This window comes from Micromonospora sp. NPDC047793 (assembly GCF_040642635.1).
Lineage (GTDB): Bacteria > Actinomycetota > Actinomycetes > Mycobacteriales > Micromonosporaceae > Micromonospora.
The window spans coordinates 28,240-51,624 of the sequence record NZ_JBEYSG010000010.1 but is presented as its reverse complement, the minus strand read 5'-3'; the positions used below and the strand labels follow the sequence as shown (position 1 = coordinate 51,624).

Genomic DNA, 23,385 nt, shown 5'->3' with positions numbered 1-23,385 from the left:
TTGGATCAGCAGGTGGGCAGGACGGCGATGTCGTCCCCACCCTCCAGGTTGAGCCAGGCCCAGGGGATGTAGTTACGTCCGCTGTACTCGACCTGCACCCACCAGGTGCTGCGCTTGTCGTTGTTGTAGATGTAGGCGTACACCTCTTCGCCCCGCACCCGGCAGTACGCCTTCAACCGGTTACCCGGCCGCGCCCACCCGACCTGCCGGTCGTTGTCCTGCCGCGGCACCGAGAAGATCTCATTGCCGTTGCGGCCATCCCGGTCCCGATCGCAATAGGTCGCCTCCGCACCGGAACTCCCGTTGTTGCAGGTGGCTATCCCGAACAACGCATCGGTCTCCTGCGCCCGGCGGGCCGTACCCTCACCGGCCGCGTTCGACGCCGTCACCGTGAACGTGTAGTCCGTCCCCGGCGACAGGCCGTTCATCGTGATGCGGGAACAGGGACCACTACGCGCCGTCTGACCCGACCGGGCCAGGGTGCACGTCGCCTGCCCACCACCGGCGTCCACGGTGAACGTCACCGTCGCCGACGTCGCGGTCGCCGACGACCCCGTCACCGTCACCCGGGGCGGCGCCACCGTCCGCGCCGTCGTCGTGGCCTGCGGACCCTCACCCGCCTCGTTGACCGCCCGCACCCGCACCGTCACGTTCTGCCCGTCACCCAGGTCACTGACCGTGGTCTGCGTGTCGGTCACCTCGGTACGCCGCTCACCCACCTCCACCACGTACCCGCTTACCGGCCGACCGTTGGCCGCCGCCGGCGCCCACTGCACCGACACCGTCCCCGACCGGTCCCCGACCGTGCCGGCCCGCAACTCCAGCGGCTCACCCGGCACCGTGAACGGCACCACCGTGTCGCTGACCGGCGACGACTCCGACGCCGCACCCTTGTCGTTGACCGCCACCACCGTGAACGCGTACTGCGTGCCGTACTCCAACTCACCGGCCTTGACCACCAGCTCCTCACCGGTCGCCTCACCGACCGGAGCGTTGGTCCCCGCCGACATCGCCGTCACCGCGTACCGGGCGATCCGGTTGCCCTGCCCGTTCGCCGCCGGCCAACGCACCACCACCGTGCCGTCCGCGCGGGCCTGCGCCGACACACTCGCCGGCGCGTCCGGCACCGCCGCCGTCGGCGTCACCGGATTACTGGTCCGCGTCGGACCCGCACCCTCGGCGTTGACCGCGTGCACCGCGAACCGGTACGTCTCCCCGTTGGTCAACTCCTTGATCTGCACCGACCGCTGGTTCGCGCCCACCTCGCGACGCTGCCCGGCACCCTCCACCACATACCGGATGATCTCCGCGCCGTTGGCCGGCGCCGGCCGCCAACTCACCCGCGCCTGCGCGTTCCCGGCCGCCGCGCTCACGTTGCGCGGCGCACCCGGCTTACCCACCTGCGGCTTCTTCGGCGGCGGAGGCGGCGGCGGAGGCTCCGCCGGCGGATCACCACCGAGCACGTCATTGGCGTACTTGTCGACCTCCCGCACCAGGTGCGAATCGTCCACGACCCGGGCCGTCGCCGCCTCCGGCGCGTTGATGAACAGATGGTTCTCCCGCACCTCCAGGTCCAGCGGCCCCCGCCACCGACCCCGGATCGTGTCCACCAACGTGCCGGCCGCGTCGAACGCGTACACCGTGCCCGACGCCTCGTCCGCACAGTAGAACCGGCCCGCCCAGGCCACCGCCGGACTCAACCGGTCACCCTCACCCGGCACCGTGAACGAGCGCACCTCACCGGCATCGGTGATCGCGTGCACCTGCCGCTGCCCGGCCACCGTCACCGGCACCACCGGCCCACTCGTACGCACCGGCATCGTGCCCGGCCCCGTCAACGTCTCCGCGAGCGCGGTCCGCCGCGTCTCACCCCGCACCACCGTCACCAACGCCCCGGCCGTCCGGTCCAGCACCGCCACACCGTCATCAAGCGTGGAGACCACCAACTCGTGACTGGCCCCCGCCACGTCGTACGTCTCCACCCGCTGCGGCCCCACCTGCGCGCCCCCGGCCGCCTTCGACGGCAGCACCGCCGGGGTGATCGCCGACACGGTCCCCTCCGCCGGCACCGCGATCCACAACCGACCCTTACCGTCGAACGCACCACCGGTGATCCCCGGCGGATACCGCACCGGCTCACCCACCGGCGCCAACGACCGAGGATCCAACTGGCGCACCACACCCTGCACCGCGTCCACCACGAACGCCGCATCCTCGTGCAACGCCACACTCACACCCAGCCCCGGCGCCGTCGGCGTGGTCGCCGTGATCTGCAACGTCGCCAAGTCCAACGCACTGATCTGACCGGTGTGCAGATCCCGCAGCACCAACACCCGATCCGTCTGCGTCACCTGCATCGGATGCCGCCGACCCGCCGGCACCTCCACCCGCGTGTCCACCCGCGCGGTCACCCCGTTGACCCGCGCCAACTCACTACGCGCCGAACTCCACAACCACGAACTCGCGTCGAAACTGGCCACCGCGTTGTCCGCCGACCCCAGACCCAGCACGGTCAGACCCATCGCCGCCAGCAACGCCAGCACCGTCCCCACAGTGACCAGACCACCGCGCACCCGCGACCGGGATCGGGCGGTACGGGTCGGAACGGCCTCGTCGGTGCTCGCCACAACCGGCTGCCTCTCGTATCGTCCTGGCCGGTGGCGCCCCCAGACGGCGACCCCTCCCCTGAACCGGGAGCCATCATATGGTCACGCCACGCACCCCGGGAACCCATGGTGTCCGCCGATGAACACCCAGCGTGGCGTGTCGTCGGCGTGTCCCGCCCCGACTGTCCCACCAGGACCCGCCGGACCCGCCGACCGTGAGCGACGCTCAGTTCTGGCCCGCGCCCGACTCCCGCGTCGTACACACCTGACTGGACGTCGCGAACTCGTTCGTCCCGTACACCGCCAACACCGTAAAGCAGTAGTCCACTCGCGAATTCAACCCGTTCACCGTGTAACTGGTCTGCCCCTGACCCACCGTGGCCAGCACCCCCAACGCCTGCCCGGCCCGCCCACCAGCCACCATGAACGGCACCAACCCGTCCGACGGATCCGTCCACGTCAACCTGATCGTGGCCGCATCATCGCGCAACTCCAACCCCGTCGGCGGCGGACCCGCATCCGCCGCCGCCGACTCGACCGGCGCCGTCGGCGACGCCGCCCGCCGATCGCTCACGATCAACACCCCGAGCCCGATCACCGCGACCAGCGCCACCACCACGGCCACGATCGCCACCACGATCGCCGCCCGATTCCGCCCCGACCCCGACCCCGACTGCGCCACCGGGAACGCCATACCCCCCGCCGACGTGGACTGTGCAGCACCTGGCTGCCCCCAGGCCTGCGGCGGGTACGCAGCGCTCTGCCCTGCTGGGTACGTCGCCTGCCCGGCCGGGTCGTACTGCTGCTGCCCGGCGGCTGCCTGCGGATGCTGCTGGTGCGGGTACTGGTAGGGCTGATGCTGGGTGGGTTCGCCTCCGGAACCGTAACCGGGCGCGCCCGCCGTTGGCGTGGTGCTGGTACCCGGGTAGCCGGGCGGCCCGTAGCCCGCCGGGGTCCCGGCCGGAGGGCCGCTTGCCGGGGCGTATCCGGGCCCACTCGTCGGCGGGCTGCTGGTCGGGGCGTAAACCGGCGGGCCGCTGGCGGGGATGTGACCGGGCGGGCTGCTGACAGGCTCCGGTGCGGTCGGTCCGCCGGTCGCCGGGTAGCCGGTCGCCGGGTAGCCGGTCTGCGGGTAGCCCGACTGCTCGACAGCGGGGGTGTGGCTGAAGGGTCCGCCAGGCGGCGGGTAGGTCGGTACTCCGCTGGCCGGGGGGTACCCAGGTGAGCCACCGGTCGCCGGATAGTCGGCCGGTGAATGGCCGACTGGGCTGTGGGCCGTCGCGTCGCCGGACGTCCCACTGACGCTCGGATAGCCGAGCGGTCCGCTGGCGGGCGGATGACCGGGTGGCGCGGAGCTGAGCGACGGGTAGCCGGTCGGCCCGCTGGTCGGACCCGGCTGAGGCAGCGGCGCGGTCAGATCCTGCGGTCCGGATGTCGAGCTCGTGGCGGGCATGCCGGGGAATCCCGGTGCCGGCGGCTGATGCGTCGAACCGGGGTACGGGGGAGGAGGCGGCGGCCCGCTCGCAGGCACCCAACCGGTCGGCGCACCGCTGGTGGGCGGCGCGCTGACCGGGAGTGCACCAGCCGGTGGCGCACTCGTCGGCGGTGTACTGTTCGAAGGGCCGCTGACCGGCGGCGCGATGACCGGTAGCACGCTGGTCGGTAGCGCGCTCGTCGGTGATCCGCTGACCGGTAGCGCGCTCGTCGGCGGACTGGTGCGTGGCGGTCCGCTGATCGGCGGGCTACTCGTCGGAGCCCCACTGGTCGGTGGTGCGGTGGGCCCGCTTGCCGGCGGAGCGCTGACGGGAACTGGGTCGATCGAAGGTGCGCCCGAGGCAGGCTCGGCGGCCTGTGGACCGCTGACCTGGGCTGCGGCGGAGGGCGGCCCGCTGGCCGGTGCACCGCTCACCGATTCGTCGCCCGGCGGGACCGCGTCCGAGGCCGGTGACGCGCCCTCAGGTAAACGGCGAGCCCGGGCGGCCTCCTCGGCCAACAGCGGGTCGATCTGCTGCACCCGAACGGTTGGACGCGCCCACTGCGGGCCGCCAGGTGACCCAGGCCCTACCGATGCTCCCTGTTCGTTCGACGACTCCGGCTCAGTCGAGGCTCCTGGCTGAGTAGAGGCCACCGCGCCAGTCGCATCGCTGGCCTCAGCGCCTCGCACCGCCGATGTCGCCGGGTCGGATGACGCTGATCCCGCCTCGACTCGTACCCCCGGCCCGTCCGGCGAAGCCGGCCCGGCCTCGACCGACGTCGAGGCGTCAGGTTCCGGCAGGATCCGGAGCACGCTCGTATCCTCGTCCGCCTCGACGGGCACAAGGCGCGCCGTGGGTGCGGCGGGCGGTGCCGGGTCGGGAACGGTGCGCGGTACCGGCGGCGGTGGGACCTCGCTCTCGCGGACCGGCAGCCTCAGCGCGATGGTCGGCTCGGCTGCCTCAGGTGACGCGACCGGGGGAGCAGCCTGGTCGTGAAGGGCCGTCCGGGCCAGCGGCACCGTCGGAGGCTCCGGCACGACCGGAGGCGGCGGAATGCGCGGCGGTGGAGGCACGACCGGCGGTGCCGGCGGCACGCCAGGGGCATGCGAGCCCGGTACGGCGCGCGGATGCGGCACGGCCGACGCTGGCGGTGCCGAGGCCGGGGCGGACGACGCAGCGGCACCCTCGCCGAACGGGGACGCCGGCTGGCGGAAGGACCCGGCGGCGGTCGAGGCGTCGTGTGGCTTCCATGCGGTCGACAGCACCGCGAGCGAGATCGTCGGCTCGTTCAGGACCCCGTGCGCCGGCATGGGCGCCGGTTCCGGTTGGTGAGGAGCGGGCACCGCCGGCTGCGGAGCCGGAGCGGCGTCGCCGAGATACTCGCGTGCCGTACGTACCGCCGGGTGGTCGGCACCGAGCACCGCGGGGCCGGCAGCGGCCACGCGGGTGTAATTGCGGCGCGCCTCGTGGCGGTTGCCCAGCTCGTCCGCAACGGAGCCCAGCTCGAAGGCCAACGCCAGCATCAACGGGTCAGCGTGCGGCCACCGCCGCTCCCCGGCCGCGAACGCCTCCTCCAACACCCGCCGCGCCGCGCTCGGATCATCGGCCTCCCGGTGCAACCTGGCCAACAGGTGCGCGGTGCTCAGCGCGTCCGGATGATCCTTGCCGAGCGACGGCGGCACGGACTCGACGACGTCGGTCAGCAGCTCACGGGCGGCGGCAAGGTTGCCCGCGCCACGCAGCGCCAGAGCCCGCTGCTGAGCGACGGCCAAGGGAGAGGCATGGGACACACCGCCATGCTGCCGGGTACGGGCACCGCGACGCCAGCCGGACCCGTACCGACGGCCCCGCCAGGGCTGGTCAGATCGGCCGGAATCGGCCTCGGGATGCTGATGTGCATGATCCACCGGCGGCGTGTACAGTAACTCCCCGTGCGGCCTGCTGGGCGGCCTCCTGGTGATGGATCACTGAGGTCGACACGGTAGGCTGGACAGAGCAAGTCCGGGTGGCGGAATGGCAGACGCGCTAGCTTGAGGTGCTAGTGCCCGTATAGGGCGTGGGGGTTCAAGTCCCCCCTCGGACACGTACAGTTACCCCACAGTAATCAGCGTCAGGCATAGCCTCGACGCTGATTTTGTTTTGGCCGGGGTTGTAGGTGAGGGCGAGTCGCAGCGCGCGGTAGACGTTGCTCTTGTCCTGGTGGCGGGCGTTCCGCAGGGTGTTGCGGATGTCGTCGAGGCCGCCGACGAGGTGGTGGATGTCGTCCTCGGTGAGGCGTCGGGGTGCTTGTGCTGCAGCTGCTGCTTGGTTGCGTTGATTGACGGCGGTCGCGCGTTGGGCGTTGACCTCGGCCATCCAAGCGGCGACGGTGGCGGGGTCGCCTCCGGCGTCTGCGATGGCGCGGTACTGGAGGAGTTTGGCGTCGCATGCCGCGATGATCCTGTTGGCGGCGGTGATTCCCGGGGCGACGACGTCGGGTCCGGTGTCGGGCTGGGCGGCGTGGAGTCGGCGGATCGTGTCGGTCAGTCGGTGTGGGGCGAACGCGGTGAGGAGCCAGTTGTCGAGGGCGGGGATGATGTCTCGTTCCGCGACGTAGACGTTGCGGGGGTGCTGGACGTGGTTGGCGAGGGCGTATTCGTTGGGGTATCGGCACCGGTAGTAGGCCGTCTCATGCGCCTGATGACTTTGCATCTTGCGTCCACACAGCCCGCACAGCATGAGTCCGCGAAGGAGGTAGTGGCGGCGTACCCTCCGCTGTCGGTTGCCGGTGCGGCCCCGCCCGCTGGCCGCCATGATCGTCTGAACCAGTTCGAAGTCGTTGATGGTGACGAGCGGCGGGTGGGCGATCGTGTCGGACCACACCCACGAGTTCTTGTCGTTCCAGCGCATGCGGGTTTCGTAGCCGAGGGCGACGTCGTTGACGTCGAGGAGTACCTCGTCCTTGCGCTGTTTGTTCCAGACCTGCCGGCCGGTGTAGCGGGGGTTGGACAGGATGTTCTTGACGGCGCTCTTGGCCCAGCCCTCGCCGGTGCGATGCGGGTTGCGGCCGGGGTCGGCGGCTGATGGTGACGGGATGCCGTCGCGGGTGAGCGCCTCGGCGATGACGAAGTAGCCGTTGTTGGCGAGGTACATGGCGAAGATCCGCCGTACGACGGGCGCGGTGGTCGGTTCGGGTTCCAGCTTGTGCAGGCGGCGGCCATCGGCGGCCTTGCCCGGGTTCGGGTGTGGTCCGGCGTCGGCGAGGCGGTATCCGAAGGGTGGGCGCCCGCCGAGGAACCGTCCTTCGATCTTCGCCTGCGAGGTCATCGCTGTGCGGACGCGGACCTTCACCCGGGTGCGCTCGCCTTTGGACATGCCGCCGAACACACTCATGATTAGGTCGTGGGCTTCGGATTCGGGGTCGATCGCGCCGCCGACCTCCGGCACCCACAGGTCGACACCGTAGTGCGAGAAGACGGGCATGGTCAGGCTGTACTGGTTGCCGTAGAACGCGCGTTGGGGCTCACCGATCACGACGGCGTCGAAACCACGGTTCGGGTCGGCGAGAGCGTCGAGAAGCTTGGCGGCCTGCGGCCGGCGCTTCCACGGCAGGGAGCGGGAGAGGCCGATGTCGAAGAACTCGGTGACGATGATGCCGCCGACCGGTTCGATGAGGCCAGTTGCGCGGCTGAGCTGCCAGTTCCTCGACGCCACTGGGTCTTGCTGGTCCTCGGTGGAGACCCGGCCGTAGAACGCGAATCGTCGTTGTTCGCGGTCGGCGAGTAGTGCGGCGGCAGTGTCTTCAATACGAGGCATGTCGATGGTCACCGAAAGCGCCTTCCCGGAGTGTTGAGGGGGTGCGCGTCCGCCGGTCAGCCGGGGATCGGATGGCCGGCGGACGCGCTGTTGCACGGATCTACGCATACCGGCATGAAGTGATCAAGCTTTGGTGGACTCGTCTGGCCCCTGAGCTTGGATGGCTGACGAGCGTTGCAGCAGGGCCAGTAGCGTGCGAGCTACGGCTTCAATCAGCTCCGGTTCGGCATCGAACTCGACCGTCGGCGTTGGTCTCGTCGCGAAGGGCCGGGGTGATTCGCCTGGCGGACGGTCGCCCATCAGAGCGCCCTCAGGATGACCACGTCTTCGTGCTGGACGAGCCATTGCGGGTCGCCGGTGGCGATGGCGTCGCGGATGTTCTTCTGCTGAAAGAACGAGGCCCGGGGGATGATCACACCGTCGCGGACGCCGCAGATGAGGGCGATACACTCCTCGACCAGCTCCAAGCCGGCGTTGATACCAGCGGCGACGACCATGCCAGGGATGTCGACGAGTTCGCCGTGGCGACGGTAGGGCCGTGCGGTGACGACGGTGTGCCCACCGGGCCGCAGCACCGCCCGGCAGCCGGCGAGGATTTCGGTGAACCCGTCCGCCAGCTCACCGTGGCTGCGGTAAGCGAGGTTGTTGACACCGCCGTACTTGTGATTGATCTTGCGGACCTTGCCGCGTCGCGGGCCGGGGGTGCGGACGTGGCCATGGGTGGACGATCCATAAGGCGGTGAGGTGATTACCAGAGAGACCTGCCCGTGCAGGCTTGCCGGCAGTAGCGACGGCAGCGCGATGGAGTCGCCGTGGTAGATCTCGCCCCGGCCCGTTGCACCGGCTTGGAGGGTGTGGCGGATGTTGTCCGCTGCCTTGGCGACCCATTCGGCTTCGTACTCGACTCCAATGCCGTGGCGGCCGAGGTGCATGGCTTCGATGATGGTGGTGCCGATGCCGGCCATGGGGTCGAGGACCACGTCGCCGGGGTTGGTGTAGGTGCGGATCGCGTACCGGGGGATGGTCGGCAGCATCTTGCCGGGATGGGTCAACGACTGCGGGGTGTATCGGCCGCGCCGCAGGTCACGCGACGGAGCCTGGCCCGTGAGCCAAACCGCACCGAGGTGGCCCTCGGAGAGCCGGGCCGCCAGGTCCGACGCGCTGGGCTGCGGCGGTTCGGAGATGTTGGGGCTGACGTTGTGGAACGGCGGACGGGACTCAGGCACGGGCGTTCTCCTCACCGGTAGCGGCGGTGCCAAACACGAGCAGGTCCCGGAAAGTCGGCAGGTGCCGACCAGCGAGTAGCCGTCGGCCGTCGTCGGCTTCGCCGGGGTGTTCCGGGGCGGTGCGCGGCTCGTGCTCGGGCAGCGGGACGAGGACGGCGGGGATGTGCTGGTGGTAGAAGAAGCCGGCGCTGCGGGCGGCGGCGATGACCGTGGCGCGGTGGCTGACCTCGCCCGGCTGAGGCTGCGAGGCGGTGAGTCCGACCAGCAGGAAGCCGCCGGGGCGGAGCAGAGGCCGCCAGGTGCTCATTGCTGTGGCGATGCCGTCTCGGGGAAGGCCCTGCGGCAGGGTCGCCAAGATCAGGTCGACATGTGGGCCGGGGCGTCGCATGGTGTGGGGCGTCCGGCGTTCGGGGGTCGACGTGAGGAGCCGCACGTGCAGGCCGTGGCGGCCGGTGAACAGCCGGGCCGGTACGCGGTCCAGGTAGGCGGTCGCCGCGATGGCGGCGGGGTGCGCGTCGAGGTCGAGCACCGCGCCACCGACGTGGGTGTAGCGGCGGATGAGGTAGGCGAGGTGGCTCGGGGATAGACCGTGCCAGTCCGGCACCCCCGCACGGGACGTGCGCGGGACGCGGAAGCGGGGAAGGAGCAGCCCGACCGGTGCCGGCTGAGACCGGTCACCGGGGGCGGTGGAGCTGGGCTTCGGCATGGGCGTGTGGGCCACGTCCGCCGACAAGCGCTGACACTAGGGGATTACACATCCGGGCCTCGGATTGGAAACCGCGCCCGCCGTTGAGCCGGGCACCTCGTGCGACGCTGCCCGGTTGAGCAAGATCCTCAACGGGTTGAACACGCAGGTCAAAGCCGTTGATACACCGGCTGTCGAGATTGGGCGAGCCTCGCGGAGTGCTGACGCGATCGGTGACTGCTTGAATAAGATCGTCATCTGCTTGAACACGAGGCGGCTACCCGCCTTGGGCCTCGAACACGATCGCGATTGCACGTAAGCGCGCCCGGCGAGTGCCGCCCGTGGCCGTCCCGGTTTGCCTCGTGGGCGTCGCGTGTTCAAGAGTGCCGTTGCGACGCGGCTGCGGCCGTCGCGCAGGGCGTTGAACAGCCTGATTACGGGTTGCACACCTGGCTTTGGGTGCCCGCCGACTGGCATCGAGACGCATTGACGAGGACCGGCGACGGCCGGGTTGAACACCTGTCGAGACACCTTGAACAAGATCAGCAGTGTTCATGATCTGTTCAAAGTCCCTGGTGGCGTGGTGGCACAGCGCCGACCGGCACTCCCGCCGGACGGCAACGGTCATCACGAGGGAGCACCACCATGGACCGTCGTATCCCCGTTACCGAGCCAGCCGTCTCCCGGCGCGGCGAGACGCTGCTCAACGACATCGAGTACCGATTCCGGCTGATGGGGCAGGGGCCGAGCCCGCTCTCGGTGGACGGTCGCAGCCTCGGTCACGGCTTGCCCCGCCGGGCCATCGCTCTGCCCGAGCTGTCGGCGATCCTGATGCACCCGTCCTGCGGCTACGCCGCCCGGGACACCGTGTGGCGGCTGCTCGTGCAGCAGGCCCGTACGGAAGACCCGGCGTGGAGGGCCGGCGTCGTCGGCGTCGCGCTGCCGGGCCTGCGGTTCAAGGCGTACCTGCTGGCGAAGCTGTTCACCGGCGACGTGCAGGCCGCCATCGTCGAGCACTTCCTCCGCGCTCTCGGCACGGTCGATGTAACCAGGCCGGGCGTGGTCGGCAACCTGCTGTCCGCCGCGTTCTCCAAGGCCCGCGCCGAGCTGCGCGAGCAGGAGCCCGCCTCGTCCGGGGCAACGAACCACGCCCCGGGCGCGGTGGTGCCGCCGGCCCCGTACGGCCATCCGGATCTCGTCCTGGCCCGCGCGGTCACCGCCGGGGCAATCACCGTCCAGGAGGCCGAACTGATCGGCGCGACGTACCTGGAAGAGGTCAGCCTCACCGCCTACGCCGAACGTACCGGTCAGCCTCGCTGGAACCTCTACAAGCGGCGCACCGCCGCCGTCGCCCGACTGAAGGCCGCGATCGAGGCCGAGGAACTGTCCGATCCCTACGCCGACGTGGTCAACGAAGCCACGGCGACGGTGGTCCTCGACGCGTTCACCGCCCGGAGGCGTCCGTAAGCAGGTTGCCTGAGCTGCGGGTTTCCAATCCGGGGCTCGGATTTGTAATCCCCTAGTGCGGGACTCTTCCGCGCAGGTGACCATGTTCCGACCGGACCGCTGACGGCGCTGACACCCCGCACGGTCCCCGGCCCACCCGCCGCTTCTGGTGAGGAGGACGGCCGCGCCGGTCGGCACCACAGGTCACCCCGCATCGCCCGGTCCCGCCTTCGCTACCCACTCGCGCACCCACGCCCCGCTGCGGGCTGCGTCGGCGTGCGCACCGGAGGTGCCCAACCCCATGAATCCTCACCCCTTCCCGTGCCCCGAGGCGGCGGACCGCCGCCTCGGGGCGGACGGCGGACGGCCGTCCGTCCGCCGTCCGCCCCGATACCGTTCTCGGACTGTCCGCGCCGCCCTGCTACTACTACTCCTCATCGCCGCCGCGGTGACGGCAGCGCTCGTTGCCGTGCCGACCGTGGCGTGGGCGGCCGAGCCCACCTCGGTGGTGCTGGCTGCCGAGTCGATCCAGCAGGTCGCCAACAACATCCGCGCGTGGCTCGTCGGCATCCTCGTCGCTGTCGCCACCCTGTTCCTGACCGTCGGTGGCCTGCGGTACCTGGCGGCTAACGGCGATCCCGGTGAGGTCGAGAAGGCCAAGCTCGCGCTGCGGTCCGCCGCGATCGGCTATGCCCTCGCGCTGCTCGCCCCGTTGTTCGTGACCATCGTCGGCGCGTGGGTGGCCTGATGACCTCCCCCGCAGTCCGATCCCGCCGTCCGGTCCGACCGGTGTCGTTGCTGCTGCTCGGCGCGGTGATCCTCGCCGGCCTTGCCCTGACCTGGGTTGGGCCTGCACACGCCGAGCCGAGCCCGGCACCCGGCCCGCCCGCTACCGCACCCGGCACGCCGCCAACGCCCGGCGTGCCTGACCCTGGTGTCCGCCCGCCGGGAGGGGAACCGTCTGCCTCCGTGCCGGCACCCACGCCCGGTCCGGCCCCGACTCCCGGCCAGCCTTCGGTGGACGATGACCCTGCCTGGTACGACGTCGGAGGTCAGATCCGCAAGGCTGTCGTGGACCTGGTCGTCTGGGCTGCTGAGCAGGCTCTCCAGCCGGTGATGGAAGCCCTCGGCGCGTCATGGCTGTCCACCCCCGACCTCACTAACAACGAGCACGTCAAGGCGATCTGGACAACCAGCCTGATCGTCGCGAACGGCATCATCGTGCTGTTCATCGTCGCCGGAGGGTTCCTGGTCACCGCTCGGGAAACGCTGCAAACCCAGTACGGGCTCAAGCAGGTGCTACCCCGCATCGCCGTGGGGGTGGTACTGGCCAATTGCAGCCTGATCATCGGGCAGAAGGCCATCGAGCTGACCAACGCGCTGACCGTGGCCATCGCCGGGAACACGATCGACGGCCCTACCGCCGCGACCGCGATCCGGCAGATCGTGGACGACGCCCTGCGAGGCGGCGGGTTCTTGATGGCGTTGCTGGCCATCGCCGTGATCGTGATGTGCCTCGTCCTGGAGTTCACGTTCGTCCTGCGGCTGGCGGCGCTGGTCATCCTGCTCGGTGTCGCCCCGGCGGCGTTGATCTGCCACGCCAGCCCGCTCACCGAGGGCGTGGCGCACCTGTGGTGGCGGTGCACCCTGGCCTGCCTCGGTCTGCAACTCGGTCAGGCCATCGTCGTCATGGCCAGCGTCAAGGTGTTCCTCACCCCCGCCGGACCGACCGTGCCGGGCGTGCCCGCGACCGGTCACGGGCTCCTCGGCATCGTGGTGTGCCTGACGATGCTGTGGCTGCTGATCAAACTGCCGGGCTGGATGCGACAGTTCGTCCTCGGCCCCCTCGGACAGCGCAACGGCCGAGGACTGCTCGGGCAACTCGTCCACGCCTTCATCATGATCAAAACGCTGGGTGCGGCGGCCGGCATCCTGGGCGGCGCGAGCCCGTCCCGGACTGGCGGACGGACGGCCCCTCGTCCGCCCGGCCCTCGTCCGTCACCGGGTGGACCCCGTCCGCCCCGTCCACCGCGTCCGCCCCGTCCGGGGCCGACTCCCGTCCCTCCGCCTCCGCCGGGACCGGTGGCCTTCAGCCATGCCCCGGCCACCCACACGCCGCTGCCCGCGCCGTCCGGGACGAACGCCGTCCCCACCTTCAGCCAGCCGGCCGTCCCGTCCACGCCGACCCCTGCCCCGTCCGGCGGTGTCCCGGCGGCACCGTTCTCCCACCCAATCCCGCCCCACCCAACCCCGCCCCACCCGAGCGTGCCGTCCCCGACCACCCCACCGGCCCGAGTCGCCTTCAGCGACGCCACGACCCTGGCACCGACCCCAGCGCCCAGAGGCGCGGCACCAGCCGTGAGGTTCTCGGCCGCGCCAGCGCCGCAGAGCGCGCCGCGCCGGCCCCCTGCACCGGTCACGCCGGTGTTCTCCGCAGCCCAGACCACACCACCGGCACCCGGCGGGCCACGACGAACCTCGACCCCCGGGACACGGCCCACGGCGGCGCGACGCGCTACCCCGAGGGGGCAAGCCGCCGCCAACCCGGGCACCCCGTCCGCCGTTCGGCGGGCAGCCACGCCCAGCACGCCCCGGCCCCGTCCGCCGGTGTCGTCCGTCCCGCCGTCCCCGGATGGTCGGCGGTCGGCGTTTCCGTCCCCGCCGCGAACGTCCCCGTCCCCGGCGGGCGGTGTGACATCGGCAGGTCCGTCCGCCGTCCCGTCCCCGTCCCCGCCGTCCCGGTCGTCCGGTCCGGTGCGGGGTGCTTCATCGAAGCCGAGGGGTGATCAGCGGTGAGCCGCCGAAGTGACGAGGCCCCGATGAGGGCTCGGGTGCCCGCAGACATCGAGAGGCCGGACAGGCTTGCGTTCGGCATGTCGGGACGCCAGTTGGTGATCCTGGCCGTCACGGGCCTACTCCTCTACGCGGCGTGGACGGCGGTGGCCACGCTCGTGCATCCACTGGTGTTCCTCGCCGGGGCGATGCCGCCCGCCGCTGGGGCGTTCCTGCTCGCGGTCGGCCGCCGAGACGGCGTCAGCCTCGACGCCTGGGTCCTCGCGGCGGTGCGGCACCGCCGCAGCCCCCGCCGGCTCGTCCCGGCCGACGGACCGGTCATCCCGGCCCCGGCGTGGGTGCAGACCACCGCCGGGCCGGGCGACCGGCTACCGCTGCCCGCACCGCTGCGGCTGCCCGCGAAGGGCATCACCGGCGACGGGCTGATCGACCTCGGAGCGGATGGCACCACGGGCCTGGTCGCCGCCTCGACGGTGGCCTTCGGCCTGCGGACACCAGGGGAGCAGAACGGCCTGGTGGCCGGGTTCGCCCGCTGGTTGCACAGCCTCGACGGCCCGGCGCAGATCGTAGTGCGGGCACAGCGGGTCGACCTGACCTACCTGGCCGACCGGTTCCTCGCTGCCGCCCCGGGGCTGCCGCACCCCGCCCTGGAAGAGGCAGCCCACGCGCACGTGACGTTCCTCGATGACCTGGCCGGGCAACGTGAGTTGCTGCACCGGCAGATCACCGTCGCGATGCGCAGCCGACGCGGCGCGCACCACACCGCCCACACAGCGGCCGAGGCGGTGCGTGCCCTCGCCGGCTGCGAGGTTCCCGCCCGGGTCCTCGATGAGCCGGAGGCCACGGTGCGGCTCGCGGCCAGCCTCGACCCCACCGCCCCAGCGCTCACGCCCTACGCCCCATCTGACGGAGGTGACCAGCGGTGAGACTGCTGTCCGCACTGCTGCCGAAGCGGCGGTCCGCCCTGCCTGAGTCTGCCGCGATCCTGCCCGGTTCCCCGAACGCCGTGGAAGTCGACGGCCGATACGTGCGGGTCGGGGACGGCTACAGCGCCACCCTGGCCGTCGTCGGCTACCCGGCCGAGGTCGGGCCGGGATGGGCGGAGCCGATCCTGTCCTACCCGGGCCTGGTCGACGCCGCCTTCCACATCGAGCCTGTCGCGCCGGCGGTGGCCTCGCAGCGGTTGCGGAAGCAGCGCGGCCGGTTCGAGTCCTCCCGACGGCAGGATGCGGCCAGGGGCCGCCTCGACGATCCCGACCTCGACGCCGCCGCGGCCGACGCCGCCGAGCTGGCCGCCCGTGTCGCCCGAGGCGAAGCCCGGCTGTTCCGCCTCAGCCTGTACCTGACTGTCCACGGCGCCAGCCCCGACGAGTTGGCCGACCGGGTGGCCGAGGTGCGGTCCCTGGCCTCCTCGCTGCTGCTGGACACCGCGCCGGTGACGTGGCGGCAGTTGCAGGGCTGGATCAGCGGTCTACCCCTCGCGTTCGACGCGTTAAGGATGAAGCGGGTCTTCGACACGGACGCCCTTGCCGCGAGCTTTCCGTTTACCAGCCCTGATCTGCCGGACACCGCTGGGGACAGCGGCATGGGGGTCTTGTTCGGGCTGAACTTGTACTCGGCCGGAGTCGTCGTGTGGGACCGGTGGGCGCAGTCCAACTACAACGCGGTCATCCTCGCCCGCTCCGGGGAAGGCAAGTCCTACCTGGCCAAACTCGACCTGCTGCGCAACCTGTGCCTCGGGGTGCAGGCGTTCGTCATCGACCCTGAAGACGAGTACCTGCGGCTGGCCGATGCGGTCGGCGGCACAATCATCCGGCTCGGCGCGGCTGGTGTGAAGATCAACCCTCTCGACCTGCCGCCGGGTAACGACGATGCCCTCAACGACCGGGCACGGTTCCTGCACACGCTCGTGACCGTGCTGGGCAGCGGCGATACCGCCGTCACCGCCCCACTGCCCGGCGACGAGGCCCGTTCCCTCGACGTCGCCGTGCTGGCGGCATACCGGGCCAAGGGCATCACCACCGACCCGCGCACCTGGAGGCGACCAGCCCCACTCATCGGTGATGTGATGGCCGCGCTGGAGGACACCGACGACGCCGGCCGCCGCGTCGCCGCCCGCCTGCACCCCTACGTCGCCGGGAGCATGAAGGGCCTGTTCGACGGTCCCACCACCACCCTCGCGCGGGGGCACCTGGTGGTGTTCGCCATCAAGGACCTGCCCGAGCAGCTTCATCCGGTCGGGACGCTACTCACCCTGGACACGATCTGGCGCACCGTACGCGGCGCGACCGCCTCCGGCGCACGGCCCGATGCGCTGCGGATGGTGTTGGTGGACGAGGCGTGGAAGCTGCTGGCCGGCGGGCGCGGCGGCGTGTTCCTGGAGACCCTGGCCAAGTCCGCCCGCAAGTACGGCACCGGCCTAACAGTGGTGACCCAGGACGCCGCTGACGTACTCGCCACCAAGACCGGCCGCGCCGTCGTCTCCAACGCCGCCACCCAGGTGCTACTCAGGCAGGCGCCGCAAGCGATCGACGCCGTAGCCGAGGCGTTCGGACTCACCGACGGCGAACGGGCGTTCCTGCTGTCCTGCCAACGCGGTGACGCCCTCCTCGCGGCGGGGTCGGCGCGGGTGGCCTTCCACAGTCACGCCTCCGCAACCGAGCACGAGTTGATCGTCACAGGCCCGGTCACCGGCCCGCCTGCCCGCCGCCGCTGATCCAGCCCGCGAGCTTTCTTCACCATTGCCGATCGGAGTTCCCGATGGTTCTCTCCTCCACACTGTCCGCATCCCCGCCCTCGCAGGCATCGGCCCCCGATGGCTGTGTGCCCGGTCAGGGCGGCGTGCCCGACTCGATAGTGGGCGAGCTGGTGTGCGGGTCCTGGGGCATCGACGCCACCGACGCCGTGTGGCGTCTCGTCCGCGACCGGTGGCCGTGGCTCCTCGCTTCCCTGGCCGCCCTCATCGCCGTACGGGTCGGGTGGGCGTTGTGGCGGCGGCGCGTCTGGCGGCGGCACGCCGCCGCAGCCCGATGGCTGCAGATCATCCCGCCCGTGACCGCCACTCCGGCCGCGACGGTCGGCCTGTGGCGGCTGCTCGCCACGGCGTTGCCCGCGCCGCGCCGGTGGGCGCTGCGCCCGACCAGGCTTGTGTGGGAGGTCGCCGCCGACCCGGACGGGATGCGCTGCGGACTGTGGTTGCCACCGGGGGTCAACCCGACCGCCGTGGTGCGGCTGCTGCAACGCGGCTGGCCCGGCGTGAGGGCCGAACAGACCCGCCCACCGGCCGTCCCGACGACAGGGGCCGTAGCCGCCCTCGCGGTCTGGCCCACCCAGCCGGAATGGCTACCCCTGGTCGAAGACACCACGCCTACCCACCGCCGAGGCATGGACGCGAGCGCCCCGGAAGAGGACCGGCTCCGGGGGGTCTACGGCGGTCTGGCGTCGGCCGGGCGCACCGGCGGCGCGATCCTGCAAGTCCACCTCGGCCGAGCACCCGCCCATCGTCTACGGCTGCTCCGTCGCGCCATGACTAGCCCCCAACGCGCCCGTCGCCCCCGAGGAACCGCCCGCGCCGCCGGGATGCTCGCCGATGGGCTGCGCGCGCTGATCCTCGGCGTCCTGGACATCGTCACCCCCGGCCCGTCGAGCCCGAGGCGGCACACCCGTTCCACCGACCCGTACACGGCCGAGTTGGCCCGGCAGGCGCGGGCGAAGTACGCCGACGCCCCGCATCTGCTCGTCGCCGTGCACACCGTCGCCGCCGGCCCCACCAAGCCCGCCGCCCGCGCTGCCGCTGCTGATGTCAGCTCCGGGTTCGGGCTGCTGTCGGCTCACTTCACCCGCCGCCGGCTCCGTTCCGGCGCGCTGGCGGCGGCCGACCGGTGGGTGCCCGAGGCCCGGATGAGCCTGGTGTCCGTGGCGGAAGCCGCCGCCCTGGCCGGGTTGCCCGCCGAACCGGCCGCCTACGGCCTTCCCGGTGCGGCGTCACGCCGCCGGGCCGCGACCCGCGACATCTTCCGGGCCACCGAGCGGGACACACACCCTCGCCCAGTGGAGCAAGCCGCGCCCAACGCCGACGACCCGCCAACCGCGTGGAGCACCCCATGAACAAGACCAACCCCAACGCCATGGCTCCTACCCCTCGCCTGGACGGGCGCCGGCTGAACCTGGTGCCGGTCGAGGACCGGCAGGGCCTGGGCGGCAAAGTCATCGGCGTCGCCAACGCCGGCCCCGCGATGCGGGTCGGGATCTCCTTGGCCGACTGCCGGTTCCACATCCACGCACTCGGACCGACCGGCACGGGTAAGACGACGCTGCTGATGCGGATGATCCTGGATGACGCGGAGGCCGGGCGTGGGGTGGCCGCGTTCGACCCGGCCAAGGGCGACCTCATCCGAGACCTCCTGGCTCGGCTGCCGAAGAACTGTGGTGACCGGCTGGTCCTGATCGATCCGGACGAACGCCAGGCACCCCCGGCGATCAACCTGCTCGACCCGGCCGTGCACGGCGGCAGCGCGCACGACGTGGCCGCGAACCTCACGGCGGTGATGGCGAAGGTGTGGTCACGCTGGTGGGGCCACCGCACCGCCGACATCTGCTACCACGGCCTGCTTACCCTCGCCCACGTCGAAGGCGCCACCCTCGCCCAGCTACCGCGGCTGCTGTCGGACTCGAAGTGGAGGACCGCACGGGTCAACGCCGCCACCAGCAAGCTGAATGCCTGGGAGGGCAATACTCTCGGCGAGTTCTGGGAAGGGTTCAACGAGCTGCCCGCCGCCCAGCGATCCGGCCTGATCGCCCCGCTGCTGTCCCGGCTCCGCCTCGTCCTGGCGCACCCCATGGCGGCGTCGCTGTTCGGGGTGCCCGCCACCACGTTCTCCTTCGCCGACATCCTCGATGGCGGCATCATGCTCGCCCGGCTACCCAAGGGCGTCATCGGCGAGGACGGCACCCGTCTCGTCGGTTCCCTGCTCCTGGCCGGGTTGTGGCAGGCGACTACCGCCCGCGCCCGCATCCCCGAGGACGAGCGTCCCGACGCGATGATCGTGTTGGACGAGTGCCACAACTTTCTGCACCTGCCGATCGGGCTTGATGATGCCCTGGCCGAGGCCCGCGGCTTGCACACCTCGTTCGTCCTGGCGCATCAGTACCTGGGGCAGTTGTCCGGGGACATGGTGGAGGCGATCGACGCTAACGCCCGCAACAAGGTGTACTTCGCCCTCGCCCCCCGTGACGCCATCGACCAGGCCCGGCACCTGCGGCCGTATCTCGATGACGGGGACCTGATCCGGCTCGGCGGCTACGAGGTCGTCCTCCGGCCGGTTGCGGGCGGGAGGGTCGTGCCACCGGTCACCGCCGACACCGAGCCCGCACCACCGGCCGTGAAGGGGCGAGCCGGCGAGTTGCGCCACGCTGCCCGTAGCCACACCGGCCTCGCCATGAAGGAACGTCACCGGTTGCTCGGCGAGACCGCCACCGCCGCCCCCAAGGCCGAACCCTCGGCAACCGCCGAGGACACGGCGGTGGAACTGGTGGGTCGTAACACCTTCGCTGTTCAGGGCGAGGGTTCTAACGAGAGGTCTAACGAGCGATCCAACGAGGAACGCAACGACCACGAACAGTCGGGTGAACACGCCCCCTTGAACACGTCGTACGCGCACGTGGACGGGGGTGAGGAGGACCGGTGGACCGGAACCGACTGATAAGAGATATCCCTCCTACCCGCACATCTGCCACCGGCAGTCTCCGCCTCACGGCGTCCGTCGTGGCCGCCGAACTCGGCCGACTCACCCCCCGAGACCGGCTCCTGCTCGACCTGCTCGACCAGCACCGAACCTTCACCACCGACCAGCTCGTCGACCTCGCCTTCGGCTCGGTCGGCCGTGCCCGCAACCGCCTCAACACCCTTCACGACAGGGACATCCTCGACCGGATCCGGCACTACCAACGGCCCGGGTCGCAAGCGTGGAGGTGGACCCTCGGCCCGGTCGGCGCGGCCCTCATCGCTGCCGGACGAGACGAGACGCTGCCCCGTCCCGCCGTTGTGCGCGACGCCACCGCCCGACTCGCCATGTCCCCAACCCTCTCCCACCTGCTTACGGTGAACGGGTTCTTCGTCGCGCTCACCGCGCACGCCCGTACGTACCCCGGGGCGAGTTTGGTGCGGTGGTGGAACGAGGCACGCTGCCGGGAGGCGTGCGGCAACCTGGTCCGCCCGGACGGACACGGCGTGTGGGCCGACAACGGCCGAACGGTGCCGTTCTGGGTCGAGGCCGACCTCGGCACCGAAACCCTTTCCCGGGTGGCGGGCAAGCTGACCGGCTACGCCGCACTACCACCCCGCCGCGCGTACCCGGTGCTGTTCTGGCTACCCACCGCCGCCCGTGAGACCAACCTGCACGCCCACCTCCGGCGGACCGGGCTGCCGGACGGGCTGACCGTGGCCACCGCCACCGCCGACCACGCCACCGCGTCCGGCGGCCCGCCGGGGCCGGTCTGGCGCATCCTGGGGCACCCCGACCGGGTACGTCTGGCCGACCTACCCGCACCGGGCGGGGGCGGTGCGTCGTGGGACGGGTAGCCCTGTGGTCCGCGACCGGGGTAGCCGTAGCGCTGCTGCTGCTCACCTCCGCTACCGCCGGTGTCGTCTCGTCCGTGTTCGGCGGTGGCGGTGGCGGGGGTAGCTGCGTCGGGGCGGTCACCTCACCGGGCGCGACCCCGTCGGGGTTGTCGGCTGAGCAGGCCCGTAACGCCTCGGTGATCGTGACGGTGGGTGAGCGGTTGCGGGTACCGGTGCGCGGGTGGGTGATCGCCGTGGCGACCGCCCTCCAGGAATCCTCGCTGATCAACCACGGGCACCTCGGCCCGGACAACGATCATGACTCGTTGGGGCTGTTCCAACAGCGACCGTCACAAGGATGGGGCACCCCGGAACAGATCATGAACCCCGAGTACGCCGCAGCGACGTTCTACGAGCGTCTCCTCGCCGTGCCGGGGTGGGAACGGCTACCGCTCACCGACGCGGCACAGAAGGTGCAACGGTCGGCGTACCCGGACGCCTATGCCAAACACGAGACGCGGGCAACCGAGATCGTGACGGCGTACACCGGCGGGACGCTGCCCATGTGCGACGGTGCGCCGATCAGTGCCTCCGGGTGGACCCGCCCGGTGGCGGGCACGGCAGGCTCCGGCTTCCGCACCAGCGACCGGCCCGGCCACGACGGGGTCGACATCATGGCCCCGAAAGGCACCGTCATCCGGGCCGCGTCTGGTGGCGTCGTGGTGCGCGTCCGGTGCAACATCGGGGGCAACTCGTGGGAACCCACCGGCGGCCCGATGCCGTGCGACAGTGACGGCTACCCCGGCCTCGGCGGGTGCGGCTGGTATACGGAGATCCGCCACGCGGGCGACGTCGTTTCGCGGTACTGCCACATGGTGAGACAGCCGACTGTCCGAGTAGGGCAGACCGTGATAGCGGGGCAGCCTATCGACCACGTCGGGAGTTCCGGGAACTCGTCCGGTCCACATTTGCACTACGAGATCCACGAAGGCTATCCCGCCACCGAGAACAATGCCGTTGACCCCGTTCCTTTCATGCGCCAAAAGGGCGTGGCCCTGTAGATTCGTGAAGTGATTTTCCGCACAATTTAAGGAGGTCCGCACGGGTTGCGGTGAGCGCCGCGCGTCCGGTCCGCCGGGGCGCGGCGTAGTCGTTTCCATCCGGAAACCGCGACCCCGTAAGACGGTGTGAGCGGCCACCGTGCCGCCCACCCTATGCAGCACCAGGGAGCCGCGCCGAACGTGCCGCAGCGCTGGACGTGGGGCCGTCAAATAGCGTTTCGGGCGTCGGTAGCGGTTCCAGAATCGAGAACGGAAGCGGTGCGGGGTGATCCCAGTAAAGAGTCTTGCGCAACGGGGTTGACAATCGTTGTGTGCAGAGGGTCCATGGACGTGGGCAACAAAAACCGCCCCGGCGGAACCGCAAACAATGCGCATCACGCGTACGCGGAATCGCTATTTGTCGACCCCTTTTTGTGGAGGTGTATTGCCATGACCGCAAACATCGTTCTGACCCCCGGCAGCGACGAGGCCCGGTCCGCTGTCGCCGAGGCGCTGCGCACCTATCCCGGCGTGACCGCCCGCAAGTTGGCCGGACAGGCGAACCTGCCGCTACCGGTCGTTACCGAGGCGCTCACCGCCATGGAAACCGCTGGGACCGCCACCCGCACCCCCGACCCGGCCAAGGGCAACCGCAAGAGCGCCGACACCTGGCAGACCACCACCGCCGACCCGAACGCCGACGACGAGCCGACGCCCACCGGCGACACCCCGGCCACCGACCCGGCAACGGGCACTGCCGACGACGAGGCCACCCCGGACGCGACCCCGGACACGGCCGACGAGCCCACCGTCGACAACGACGGCCCGGCCACCGCCGACGAGCCGACGGCCGAGGACACCCCGCCGACCGACCCGGCGGCGGTCACGGCCGACGACGAGGCCGGCACGGACGCGACGCCGGACGCGGCCGACGAGGCACCCCTGCCCGAGGCCCCGGTGTCCGGTGCGCCCGTGTCCGGTGCGCCGGTCGGCCCGCGTCAGCCCGACCTCAAAGTGTTGATCATGGCGGGGGTGTTGGGTGGGCACCCGGACGGGATCACCGCCGACGCGGCGATCGGGGAGAGTGGCCTGTCGGTGGCGATGGGTGACACGATCCTCGCCGCGATGGAGGTTGCCGGTGCCGCCCGTCGCCTGCCGGTCACTGAGGACGGTGACGAGCTGTGGGTGATCGGGGACGGTGACCTCGCCACGGTGGACCCGGCCAATGCGCCGACGCACTCCACGTGCCCGACGTGCGGTCACACGCGCAAGATCCGTCGCCCCTCGGCCCGCCGCGCCAACGGCACCGGTCGCACTACGGGTGAGATCAACAGCGACGGGTCGGCCAAGTTGGGCAAGAACGAGTTGCGTAACCGGGTCGAGGCTTTCATGCGTGACCTCGGCCCCGGCCACGACGTCACCCCCGGCACCGTCGCCCGTGAGATCGGCGGACGTAGCCCCGGGGCGGTCCGCAACGGGATGGAGAAGCTGACCGGGTTCGGGGTGCTGGTCCTGACCCGTGAGGCCCCGGAAACCTACGCCCTCGCCGACGACGCGCCTGCCCCGACTGCCGAGGTCCGCGCGTTCATGGCCGCTCCGCAGGCCGACGCCACCCCGCCCGCCGGTGACGAGACCAGCGCCGACGAGGCCGGCACCGACGAGGCCGCCGCCGCGCCGGTAGCGGCCTGACCTACCGCCCCCCCCGCCGGGGCCGGGCACCCATGCCCGGCCCCGGCACCCGCACGCCCACCCACCAGCGC

At 71.3% G+C, this 23,385-nt stretch carries 15 protein-coding genes, 1 tRNA gene and 1 pseudogene; 11 read left to right on the top strand and 6 right to left on the bottom strand.

Translation table 11 applies throughout. From position 1 onward, the window contains the following. Nucleotides 1-5: 5 nt before the first annotated feature. The 3 genes and pseudogenes from ABZ738_RS20510 to ABZ738_RS20500 form a co-directional block, all read right to left on the bottom strand. Complete coding sequence (locus ABZ738_RS20510) at nucleotides 6-2,627, bottom strand: fibronectin type III domain-containing protein (protein ID WP_357215355.1); 2,622 nt, start codon at nucleotides 2,625-2,627, stop codon at nucleotides 6-8. Between the two features lie 205 nt (nucleotides 2,628-2,832). Further along, nucleotides 2,833-3,300, bottom strand: coding sequence for a fibronectin type III domain-containing protein (locus ABZ738_RS20505; protein ID WP_357215623.1), 468 nt, complete (start codon nucleotides 3,298-3,300; stop codon nucleotides 2,833-2,835). Nucleotides 3,301-5,412: 2,112 nt separating this feature from the next. Next, nucleotides 5,413-5,871, bottom strand: a pseudogene (locus tag ABZ738_RS20500) (tetratricopeptide repeat protein); the annotation flags it as partial. Between the two features lie 209 nt (nucleotides 5,872-6,080). Between ABZ738_RS20500 and ABZ738_RS20495 the strand changes: the two are divergent. Beyond that, nucleotides 6,081-6,164 (top strand) — tRNA-Leu (locus ABZ738_RS20495). Here ABZ738_RS20495 and ABZ738_RS20490 read toward each other — a convergent pair. The 3 genes from ABZ738_RS20490 to ABZ738_RS20480 form a co-directional block, all read right to left on the bottom strand. After that, nucleotides 6,146-7,888 carry a recombinase family protein gene (locus ABZ738_RS20490; protein WP_357215352.1) on the bottom strand — a complete coding sequence of 581 codons (1,743 nt, stop codon included), beginning with the start codon at nucleotides 7,886-7,888 and terminating at the stop codon, nucleotides 6,146-6,148. The genes ABZ738_RS20495 and ABZ738_RS20490 overlap by 19 nt on opposite strands. Nucleotides 7,889-8,175: 287 nt before the next feature. After that, entirely contained in the window at nucleotides 8,176-9,102 is a 927-nt protein-coding gene (locus tag ABZ738_RS20485; protein WP_357215620.1) for a DNA methyltransferase, read from the bottom strand. After that, nucleotides 9,095-9,808: a hypothetical protein gene (locus ABZ738_RS20480; protein ID WP_357215617.1), complete on the bottom strand. Its 714-nt coding sequence runs from the start codon at nucleotides 9,806-9,808 to the stop codon at nucleotides 9,095-9,097. Before ABZ738_RS20480 ends, ABZ738_RS20485 begins: the two co-directional genes overlap by 8 nt. 624 nt (nucleotides 9,809-10,432) lie before the next feature. On the opposite strand from ABZ738_RS20480, the gene ABZ738_RS20475 reads away from it, so the two are divergent. The 10 genes from ABZ738_RS20475 to ABZ738_RS20430 all read left to right on the top strand — a co-directional run bounded on the left by ABZ738_RS20475 (nucleotide 10,433) and on the right by ABZ738_RS20430 (nucleotide 23,314). Continuing rightward, complete coding sequence (locus ABZ738_RS20475) at nucleotides 10,433-11,254, top strand: hypothetical protein (RefSeq protein WP_357215350.1); 822 nt, start codon at nucleotides 10,433-10,435, stop codon at nucleotides 11,252-11,254. Between the two features lie 280 nt (nucleotides 11,255-11,534). Continuing rightward, a complete protein-coding gene (locus tag ABZ738_RS20470; protein WP_357215347.1) occupies nucleotides 11,535-11,981 on the top strand; it encodes a pilin in 447 nt (148 codons plus the stop codon). Nucleotides 11,982-12,304: 323 nt separating this feature from the next. After that, a complete protein-coding gene (locus ABZ738_RS20465) occupies nucleotides 12,305-14,029 on the top strand; it encodes a hypothetical protein (RefSeq protein WP_357215614.1) in 1,725 nt (574 codons plus the stop codon). Then, nucleotides 14,026-14,952, top strand: a complete 927-nt coding sequence (locus tag ABZ738_RS20460) for a PrgI family protein (protein ID WP_357215344.1) — start codon at nucleotides 14,026-14,028, stop codon at nucleotides 14,950-14,952. The genes ABZ738_RS20465 and ABZ738_RS20460 overlap by 4 nt, the downstream gene beginning before the upstream one ends. A 5-nt stretch (nucleotides 14,953-14,957) precedes the next feature. After that, entirely contained in the window at nucleotides 14,958-16,742 is a 1,785-nt protein-coding gene (locus ABZ738_RS20455; protein WP_357215611.1) for a DUF87 domain-containing protein, read from the top strand. A gap of 125 nt (nucleotides 16,743-16,867) precedes the next feature. Next, nucleotides 16,868-18,133 (top strand): hypothetical protein, encoded by a 1,266-nt coding sequence (locus ABZ738_RS20450; RefSeq protein WP_357215341.1) that lies wholly within the window; start codon nucleotides 16,868-16,870, stop codon nucleotides 18,131-18,133. Next, nucleotides 18,130-19,728, top strand: a complete 1,599-nt coding sequence (locus ABZ738_RS20445) for a type IV secretory system conjugative DNA transfer family protein (RefSeq protein ID WP_357215338.1) — start codon at nucleotides 18,130-18,132, stop codon at nucleotides 19,726-19,728. The genes ABZ738_RS20450 and ABZ738_RS20445 overlap by 4 nt, the downstream gene beginning before the upstream one ends. A 62-nt stretch (nucleotides 19,729-19,790) precedes the next feature. Next, on the top strand, nucleotides 19,791-20,606 hold the full coding sequence (locus tag ABZ738_RS20440; protein ID WP_357215335.1) for a replication-relaxation family protein: 816 nt from the start codon (nucleotides 19,791-19,793) through the stop codon (nucleotides 20,604-20,606). Then, nucleotides 20,594-21,646, top strand: a complete 1,053-nt coding sequence (locus ABZ738_RS20435) for a M23 family metallopeptidase (protein WP_357215332.1) — start codon at nucleotides 20,594-20,596, stop codon at nucleotides 21,644-21,646. The genes ABZ738_RS20440 and ABZ738_RS20435 overlap by 13 nt, the downstream gene beginning before the upstream one ends. A gap of 429 nt (nucleotides 21,647-22,075) precedes the next feature. Then, a complete protein-coding gene (locus tag ABZ738_RS20430; RefSeq protein ID WP_357215329.1) occupies nucleotides 22,076-23,314 on the top strand; it encodes a hypothetical protein in 1,239 nt (412 codons plus the stop codon). Nucleotides 23,315-23,385: the final 71 nt, after the last annotated feature.

What these genes read in the sequence shown, in the direction of transcription:
- ABZ738_RS20470 (WP_357215347.1), top strand. Translation starts at nt 11,535, where the DNA reads ATGAATCCTCACCCCTTCCCGTGCCCCGAGGCGGCGGACCGCCGCCTC.
- ABZ738_RS20475 (WP_357215350.1), top strand. Translation starts at nt 10,433, where the DNA reads ATGGACCGTCGTATCCCCGTTACCGAGCCAGCCGTCTCCCGGCGCGGC.
- ABZ738_RS20480 (WP_357215617.1), bottom strand. Translation starts at nt 9,808, where the DNA reads ATGCCGAAGCCCAGCTCCACCGCCCCCGGTGACCGGTCTCAGCCGGCA.
- ABZ738_RS20430 (WP_357215329.1), top strand. Translation starts at nt 22,076, where the DNA reads ATGACCGCAAACATCGTTCTGACCCCCGGCAGCGACGAGGCCCGGTCC.
- ABZ738_RS20445 (WP_357215338.1), top strand. Translation starts at nt 18,130, where the DNA reads ATGAACAAGACCAACCCCAACGCCATGGCTCCTACCCCTCGCCTGGAC.
- ABZ738_RS20505 (WP_357215623.1), bottom strand. Translation starts at nt 3,300, where the DNA reads ATGGCGTTCCCGGTGGCGCAGTCGGGGTCGGGGTCGGGGCGGAATCGG.